The sequence below is a fragment of the Pantoea sp. CFSAN033090 genome (assembly GCF_001264395.1).
Classification (GTDB): domain Bacteria; phylum Pseudomonadota; class Gammaproteobacteria; order Enterobacterales; family Enterobacteriaceae; genus Pantoea; species Pantoea agglomerans.
Window position 1 is genome coordinate 1 of the sequence record NZ_LGYX01000039.1, and the last position, 4112, is coordinate 4112.

A 4112-nucleotide genomic window follows, 5' to 3' on the forward strand; every position below is an offset into this window, starting at 1 on the left:
CAGCCCGTCGGTCGGCAGCGTGAACGTCACCGGCTTCCCCAGCAGGGCGTGGCGATCGATGCGCGCGTCGGTGGCCAGCAGTTCGGCGGTGAGCACAAACGGACGGGACAGCGTCTCGGTGCCCTTAAGCGTATGGAACAGCAGGCCCTCGACCGGCAGAAGGACGGTGATACGATCAAACATAGTGATTTCCCGGACTGATGGTAATCGGTGAATTAACCCGGGTATTACCCGCGACCGGGCAATACCAGTGGGTCAGACAAGCGTCTTTTATTGTTGCTGCGGATTACATGAAGAGTTAAAAACAGGTGCCATGATACTCATTGCTACGAGGCGGAATGCCAGCTAAAAGATGATTGATTGGCAGGAGCAGTATTATTTCACGTTGATATTCAGTGTCGCCAGAATAATTTCTACGCAGCGTTTATTCGCTTCAAAGTGATAACTTTTATCATTCCTGTGCTGCCCTACCAGTTCAACGTAGCACCACAAGCCTGAACAGTTGAATATGTAACTCTGGTAAAAGGCGCGCATTTTCTCTTCGTCGCTGTAGAGTTCACCTGTACAGGTCGATATCGAACCCAGCGCAGCATTAATATCATTAGGAATGGGTTCCAACTCGTTTGCCGCCAGCGTGACGGAATGCTCATGCTCCCGGAAACGTAGCGTCGACTTTTCAAAAGCATCCTCTGCGGAATGGCATACGGTACCGGAATAAAAGTAAAAATTAATGACCCCGTAATTCACACCACCTATCGTGTGATCGACGATAAGTCTGTTCTCAGCAATAACGCTGGCATGCCATGAAGACGGTATTTTAAAAGTGTTTTCCCCATCCAGGTTTACCGAGGTCAGCAACTCCGCCATGGCTAAGTTACTGCGGTGCAGCAGATTCCAGTTAACCACTGTAAAATAGATGTCATTGGCAAGCGAAGGATAGTCGCGTGCTGCGCAGGACGCTTTTAATAAGAGGTAGTTCCCACCGCCGCTGTCCCGATTGTAATCTTTTTGAACAGTGTATCGTGAGATCACATCGTCACCGGAAGCGTGCGTTTTTAGGGTCAATACATCTGCAAAAATACCGTTTTCCGAGGCCTTACCGACAAGACGGCGGTGCAGGATTTTTTCGCCCATCATGGCGAGTTTTTTAAACAGCCAATCAGACGCATTCATCTCCCACTGGCAGCGTTCATACGCGGCCCAAACTTCCAGATAGAGTGAGTCATCCGTAGTTAAGTAGCGTCCGATATTGGTTAAACCGACATCAGGGAAGGCAACCGGCTCCAGTTCCACAGGTTTGAGGCTTTTAGGCAGCACAACCCAGTAATGCAGCATTTCTTCTCTGGCCGATGTATAAAGGCATTTCCAGAAGCGTTGTTCGATTTCTTCTTTAGAGAAACCCGGCGTAAGGGGAAAAGTATAGTCCGTTTCAAAATTCATAGCCTGTTTCCCTTCTTAATTTAATTCGCTAGCCAGATGCCGTAATAAATGACTATAGAGCCAAGAGAAACCACGCATTTTGCAAAGATGAGCATGCCAGGCACTAACTTACTGGCAGCAGGTGAAATTCGGGCATAATTATCAGCATTATATTTTTTTTGAAAACCCACAATCCCACTAAATAAAGTGCAAATCATGATAATCATAAACTTTATGCCAAGAATAAATATAAAAGAAATGCCTATTTCTTCCATTAAATCTCCAGCAAGATCATTACTAAATCCGGGAATAGCTAACACTAATCCTTTGAGCGCAAAGGCAAGTACTACAATACCAACCAGCACACCTACAAACTTCTTACCAAATCCTGCCCATTCTTTTTTATTATAAAAATCCTTTCCGTTCCAGACATAATAAACCGTTACAATCCAGAAAAATAAAAATGCTATAAATTTCATGTTAGAATCAACCCTATCTTTATTTAACCGCCAACTAAAACCGTTGCGCAACCGTTGATGATAGCACCATCTGCACCACCATTGCTTCCAGATTTTTCTGTACTATCCCTTTCACCAAAAAACAGGTCGCGGAGGGGTTTTAATGCAATTTTTACATTAATTTCGCCTGTTATCCCCAGTATAAAAGCTAACCTACCTGAGAGCTTTACTGTAGCTGAGTAATCGGTTTCATCCGCATAGGCAGTTAAACCTCCTGCTGCACCTACTGCGCCTAAATGTACTCCGCCTTTAGCATCAGCTACTACAATACCGTACAGGCTAACTTTCCCCGTAACGCTCTCTTTCACTGCCGCTGCACCTGCGCCACCCTCAACGCTGAACCCATATCTTCCTTTATTGCCGGTATATACTTCTGCAACCGCTTTTGCATCAGCAGTGCCAAGCGTCACATCGCCGGTAGCGATGGCATACAATGTGTTCTCTGTTCCTATTGAGCCCGTCGCGCCATATTGCATACCCGCCGCTGCGGCTTTGCCATTAATGCCATAGATTCCGCTATCACCGGTGTAAAGTGAGCCAGTTGCATTGGCATCCGCTATTTTATTCCGCAACTCACCTTTCAAAAGGGCGTCACTTTTCATATTCGCTAATGTGAGATTTTCAAGCGAAAACCCAGTCGACACAGTGTCATAACTACCATCATTGGTGCTGTCTTTCAGGCTGGCATACGCCCCTAAGATTCGCGCATCGTAGTGCTCGCCATGCAACATCCCATCCTCACCAGCCTTCTTCGCCAGCGAGCCTCCCCAGTATTGCGGGGGCGCAGGTTTACATTTCGCGGGAGCCGTCGCCCCGCCTGCATGACACTGCGTCTTATCACCCTGACGGGCCAGCGCCATACCGTTAACGAATACGCTGCCGGAGCCGCTGACGATAATACCGCCACCGTGTTGCTTACACGAAAATTCATCACCTTTTCGGGCGGCGGGAAATCCACCAATGATAACGTCAGGACTGCCGCACTGAATGGGGCCATCGTGAGCCGCTTTATCCACAGAAGCTCTGGCCGCAGGCATACCCATACTGATGTTCCTTTCAATAAGCGATTAACTGTTAATATTGACGACCGCGCCTTTGATGTCGGTGATGTTCGTGCCGGTAATGCTTACCGTATCATTTGCCTTTAATTCAGCATCTTTACCGGTACCTAAGGTGGTCAGCTTATTGCCTTTAAACAGTGCCTGCAACTCGCTCTCAGCATGGATATTTCCCGTATTCACCTGGATTTGAATGGCGTCGGGGGTGATCAAGATGTAATTCTCTTTCACCTTTAATTTAATGCTGGTGTTGGCTTCAAGCAGCGCATTGCCGTCTTTATCCATGGTCAGCACCGTTTCGCCTTCGCCAACATTAATAACGTGCTGGATGCCCGTATTGCTCACCGCATGTTCACCCACGTCGGCCTGACGATTGCGCTTTATCGTGACCTTTTCGTCACGGCCTATGCTTTTCTGCCGATCCACACCGACATGGTGCGTCTCACAGCTTTCCACTTCCGTATCCATATTTTTTTCGGCGTGGATCCAAATCTGCTCATGCCCTGCTTTGTCTTCAAAACGCAACGCATTAGCAGTATCGCTGTTACCATCCTTCGACCGGCTTAAAAAGCCCATCTGCGTCGCCGCTGCCGGCAGCGCCCACGGCGGCATGCTCGCCTCGTTATAAACCCGGCCGATGATCAGCGGACGATCCGGATCGCCGTTGATGAAGTCTACCACCACTTCGTCGTTGACCCTGGGGATCTGCACCCCGCCAAATCCCTGGCCGGCCCAGGCGCTGGAAACGCGCACCCAGCATGAGCTGGTATCGTCGCCCTTCGCCAGCCGGTCCCAGTGAAACTTCACCTTTACCCGCCCGTAGCGGTCGGTCCAGATCGACTCGCCTTTCGGGCCCACCACCTTCGCGGTCTGCGGGCCGTGCGTTTTCGGCCACGCCGTTTCCGGCGGCGTGCGGTACGTCACCGACGACGGCAGCACCGTGAAGTGGATGTTGTGACGGCTGTCGCCGGTGTCGCCGCTGGCGTAGGCGTTCTCGGCGAAGTCATAGGTCGCCGAGGTCACCAGATACTCGCCGTTGTCGCTGAAGTGCGGCGCGTTGATGATCGAGAAGGTAAAGCCCGGCGCGATGCCGGTAGCCGTGCCCGACCCGCTCACG

At 50.0% G+C, this 4112-nt stretch carries 5 protein-coding genes; all 5 read right to left on the bottom strand.

The features are described from left to right. Window positions 1-183: hypothetical protein (locus AFL22_RS22860; RefSeq protein WP_156311620.1), on the bottom strand; the 183-nt coding region annotated here is incomplete at its 3' end. A gap of 192 nt (window positions 184-375) precedes the next feature. Beyond that, window positions 376-1440 (bottom strand): hypothetical protein, encoded by a 1065-nt coding sequence (locus AFL22_RS22865; RefSeq protein WP_045140912.1) that lies wholly within the window; start codon window positions 1438-1440, stop codon window positions 376-378. 20 nt (window positions 1441-1460) lie between these two features. Beyond that, window positions 1461-1898, bottom strand: coding sequence for a hypothetical protein (locus AFL22_RS22870; protein WP_033757379.1), 438 nt, complete (start codon window positions 1896-1898; stop codon window positions 1461-1463). A gap of 23 nt (window positions 1899-1921) precedes the next feature. After that, window positions 1922-2980, bottom strand: coding sequence for a PAAR domain-containing protein (locus AFL22_RS22875; protein WP_033757377.1), 1059 nt, complete (start codon window positions 2978-2980; stop codon window positions 1922-1924). Between the two features lie 24 nt (window positions 2981-3004). Continuing rightward, window positions 3005-4112: type VI secretion system tip protein TssI/VgrG (tssI, locus tag AFL22_RS22880; RefSeq protein ID WP_156311621.1), on the bottom strand; the 1108-nt coding region annotated here is incomplete at its 5' end.